Below are 4,068 nucleotides of genomic sequence, written 5' to 3'. Positions count from 1 at the left end.
GCCGCTGCAACCCCGATGGGTTTTGAAACCATGCGCATGATCCGCCGCGGTCATTACAACAAGCAAGGATGTCGAGCGACAGGCGAAGTCCGTCTCTTCAATCAGCTCTTCGGCCTTGCAGCTTGAACGACCCGTTCGACGGGGTTCGTTATGCCCTTTTCAAGTTACTGCAACGGTGCCGGAGTGAGACGGTGATCGCCAGCTGATAGGCATTGACGGCCCAAACGGCCGTTGCCGGATCCACCTGAAGCTGCTGGGCCAGCACTGGCAGGGCGACATTGACGATCGCGCTGTCCAGAACCGCCATGGTGAGCGCGATGGCGATGGCAACAAAGGCCCAGAGCCGTGCCGGATTGGGCAGGCCATCTGAGACGCCTTCGGCAGGCAGCTTCCGTGGTGAGGTCATGGGCATGATGAGGTGTTGATTGGTTCGCTTCGATGGCGCATTCACGCGGTTGGTGAACCGGCCGGAGGTTACACGATCTCCCAGGCGGTAGCGGGTGCGACCGGTGAGCTCGCGCGGCAGGGCCCGCCGAGCTGGGCGAGCATCAGGTCGATGGCCTTGGGCGTGACCTTGTGCAGCTTGGCCGCGAGCAGCACCGTCACCAGCGGGCGCGACAGGAACAGGTCGACCAGCTCCGGCAGCCTCGAGTTGGAGCGGGTTTTGGCGGTGGCACGGCTCATCAGGTCGCGGGCCAGGATCAGCCGGTCGAGATCCTTGTTGGCGATGCTCAGGGCTTCCTCCAGCACCCGGCAGAAACCCTCCAGCGTCTCGGCGGCCCCTTTTCTCCCCTGCGGCCGGAACCGGGATTGCTCGACGCCGGCGGCAAGCGGCAGGAGATGGTGGGTCAGCCCTGTCGCCCGCAGGATGGCAGCGGCCATGATCAGCCCGAGCCAGGGCTGGCGGGGGTAGAGGTCGAGATCCAGCCACGCCTTCCAGGCCGCGGCGGCCGCAGCGACGGCTGGCCAGGAGCCGGTCCGTTCGACCACATCGAGCCACAGGTCCTCAGCCTCCGCCTCGTCATGATCCGGATCGTAGACCAAATGCGAACGGTTCGCGGGCAGCGGAGTCTCGCCGGCGAGGACGTGGCTGGTGCGTGCGAGCAGCGCGTCGGTCTCCGCGAAGTGCGCCTTCCACGGATCGGCATCGTTGGCATAGGGCAGGTAGGCCTCCTCACCGCCGGGATCGGTCTTCTTGCTTCCGGCCCTGATGGGTGCCTGCTCCGCCACGCCTCGGATGCCACGCAGGGCGGCCAGTCCGTCGATCGATAGCGGCCAGGGTGCCCTGCTGGCCAGAGCGGTGCGCCGGGCCCGCAGGGCGGCCGCGGCGCGGACAAGCTCGTGCGTGGGATGGCGCACATCCATGCCGGCATCATGCAGAACCAGGTCCCCGACATCGACAAGGTGTCCGTCGAGGAGCAGCGCCCGCACGGCCTCGGTCATATCGCAGCGGGACTGCCACCCGACCGCGAGGCCGGAGGTCTCGAGCCGGGCGTCGAAGCGCAGGGTGCTGATCGTGATCAGCTCGAGCCGGCCGGCGACGGTCTCCCACGGCAGTTCCGGCAGGGAATAGGCGCAGGGGAACGGTTGTTCCTCCTCGATCCCCCCTACCCTGCCCCCGAAAAGTAACCGGGGCAATTTGGGGGGCGATGCTCTGGAGCCATCGTTCTATGCAGAAGGCGGACCCACTTTTCACTGGCGGAGTTATGCGGACTGTCAAAGCGACGCTTCGGATCGGCACGCTGCGTCAGCGGGCTGTAGCGGTGACACCAGGCTCCGGAATCGTGAGCTGGGCCCTGCGGCAATCAATTTCAGCTGTCGCGCCATAGGGTAATGTGGCCATCGGATCCGTGTGTCCGAAATCGCATTCTGCCAGCACTGGCAGGTGCTGCATGCCCGCCTCGGCGAGAGCGCGCAGGACCGCCTCCTCCTGCTCCCTCCTATAGACTTCGTTCGTCTGCCCGCCCGGGCGTCCGAGAACGATGCCTGAGAGACGGGGCAAGATGCCCTGAGCCACTAAATTGCGGAGCCAGCGCAGGACAAGGGTTGCCGGCGGGGCTTCCTCGGAGGTCTCGTAGAAGAGGATCGCCCTGTTCCAGTAATCCAGCGGCGGCCACCAATCCGAGCCTTTCAGCATCTCCAGGACCTCGGCGCAGCCACCGATGAGATGTCCCTGTGCAATCCCTGTCCCCTGTAAGGTTCGCGGGCCGGTCGAGGGTGTCATCCTTCTGCGGCGGCTCTGGTTCTCGGGATCTTTCCAGGGCAGATGTTCGACGGTCCACCCTTCCGGGTTTGGTTCGATCGCTCCGATGGGATCTGTTTGAAAGATGGCCTTGCGCAGGGCGTTCTCGGCGTAGGCATGCATGCCCCCGTTCTCGGCAAAGCCCGCCATAATGGTCGGACCATAGAACGAGCTAAGACCCGCCTTGAGACAACCGAAGTGCAGGATGGTTGGATCGGAGTAGCCGAGAAAGACCTTGGGATTATCCGCGATCACATTCAGGTCGATATGCGGGATCAGGCGGATCGCATCGTCACCGCCAATGCTGGCAATGACGCCCTTGATCGAGGAGTCTGCGAAGGCCGCATGAATGTCCTCGGCGCGAGCCTGAGGGTACCGGTCGAGCCATGCGGCATCGCGAAGGGTATGGGGCATTTCGACAGGCCTGAGTCCAAAGACCTCGGAAAGAACCTTTTTGCCTGCCTCATAGCGATGCGGGAAGATCGCGGGTCCGCCCCAGCTCGTCGAAACGATAGCGACGCGATCGCCAGCCTGTAGGGCCTGTGGCTTGACCAGGGGTCTTTTCCACCAACGATCCGCCATATTGCATCCTCGCAACGGTCCTTACCTCTTGTCGCATATGGACCGAATAATGAGAACGGCGCCGCTTTCACAGCGCGGCCCAAAGATGTTGATGAAGCCGGTGCTTAGGTTGCCCAGATGACGAGCTCGGCCAGCGGCGGGATCCTTGGCCGTTCCCCATTCAGTCCCAGTCTGTCCCCGAGATAGGTGAAGAACGCCAGCCCGAGCTTGCGGCAGGTCTTCGACAGCCCCAGCATCACGTCGCGCGCCATGCGGCCATCCGCACTCATGGTGCCGCCGGAGATCTTGCGCTTGGTCACCCAGGCGCGCAGGTCGTTCTCGGAGGCATTGGTGTGCAGCGGGATCTCGGGCCGCTCGAGCACCCGCAGCAGACCGTATGTTCGTTGCCGGCGAAGGTGGCTCGTCCACACTATGCGATGAGCGAGGGTTGCGCTGGATGGGCCGGCGCCGAGCCTCCCGCACAGGGGACGAGCCATGCAGCAGAATAGCAAAGTGTTTGTCGGTCTAGATACCTCCAAACTGAAGACCTCCGTCGCCGTGGCCGAGGACGGTCGCCAGGGTGAGATCCGCTTTCTCGGCGACATCGACAACACCCCGGAGGCCGTGCGGCGCCTGGTGAACAAGCTGGCCAGCCGGCACGGCGAGCTGCTGTTCTGCTACGAGGCGGGGCCGACCGGCTATGGCCTGCAGCGCCAGATCTCCGCGCTCGGCCATGAGTGTGCGGTCATCGCGCCCTCGCTCATCCCCAAGCGCCCGGGCGAGCGCGTCAAGACCAATCGCCGCGATGCCCTGACCCTGGCCCGGCTGCACCGGGCCGGCGAGCTGACCGTCATCTGGGTTCCGGATCCGGGCCATGAAGCCGTGCGCGAACTGGTGCGAGCGCGGGAGGCCGCGATGGCAGATCTGCGTGAGAAGCGCCAGCACCTGCAATCCTTCCTGCTGCGTCATGGGCGGATCTTCCCTGGCCGTCAGCCTTGGACCCGGGCGCACGCACGATGGCTGGCCGAACTCATCTTTGAGCATCCGGCCCAGTATCTGGTCCTGCAGGAATACCGGAAGGCGATTGAGGAGGCCGAGACCCGCCTCGCGCGGTTGACCCAGCAGGTCGCCGAGGTGGTCGCAACCTGGTCGATGGCGCCGGTGGTGGAGGCGTATCAGGCCCTGCGCGGCGTGGCGCTCCTGACGGCGGTGACCTTTGTGGCCGAGATCGGCGATGTGCGCCGCTTCGAGAGCCCGCGCCAGCT

5 protein-coding genes are annotated in these 4,068 nt (G+C 65.0%); 1 reads left to right on the top strand and 4 read right to left on the bottom strand.

Translation table 11 applies throughout. The features are described 5' to 3' along the window. Positions 1-148: 148 nt before the first annotated feature. The 4 genes from KBI52_RS02055 to KBI52_RS02040 form a co-directional block, all read right to left on the bottom strand. A complete protein-coding gene (locus KBI52_RS02055; RefSeq protein ID WP_210804997.1) occupies positions 149-451 on the bottom strand; it encodes a hypothetical protein in 303 nt (100 codons plus the stop codon). A 23-nt stretch (positions 452-474) separates the two neighbouring features. Beyond that, entirely contained in the window at positions 475-1,638 is a 1,164-nt protein-coding gene (locus KBI52_RS02050) for an RHE_PE00001 family protein (RefSeq protein ID WP_247654119.1), read from the bottom strand. 109 nt (positions 1,639-1,747) lie between these two features. Continuing rightward, positions 1,748-2,824: a S66 peptidase family protein gene (locus KBI52_RS02045; protein ID WP_210804995.1), complete on the bottom strand. Its 1,077-nt coding sequence runs from the start codon at positions 2,822-2,824 to the stop codon at positions 1,748-1,750. 104 nt (positions 2,825-2,928) lie between these two features. Then, on the bottom strand, positions 2,929-3,186 hold the full coding sequence (locus KBI52_RS02040) for a hypothetical protein (RefSeq protein ID WP_262265623.1): 258 nt from the start codon (positions 3,184-3,186) through the stop codon (positions 2,929-2,931). A gap of 112 nt (positions 3,187-3,298) precedes the next feature. Here KBI52_RS02040 and KBI52_RS02035 point away from each other — a divergent pair. Then, the coding region (locus KBI52_RS02035; protein WP_210804993.1) for an IS110 family transposase at positions 3,299-4,068 on the top strand (770 nt) is incomplete at its 3' end.

The sequence above is a fragment of the Microvirga sp. HBU67558 genome (assembly GCF_018069605.1).
Taxonomy (GTDB): domain Bacteria; phylum Pseudomonadota; class Alphaproteobacteria; order Rhizobiales; family Beijerinckiaceae; genus Microvirga; species Microvirga terrae.
The sequence above is the reverse complement of the archived record's forward strand: the minus strand, read 5'-3'. Positions and strand labels throughout refer to the sequence as shown.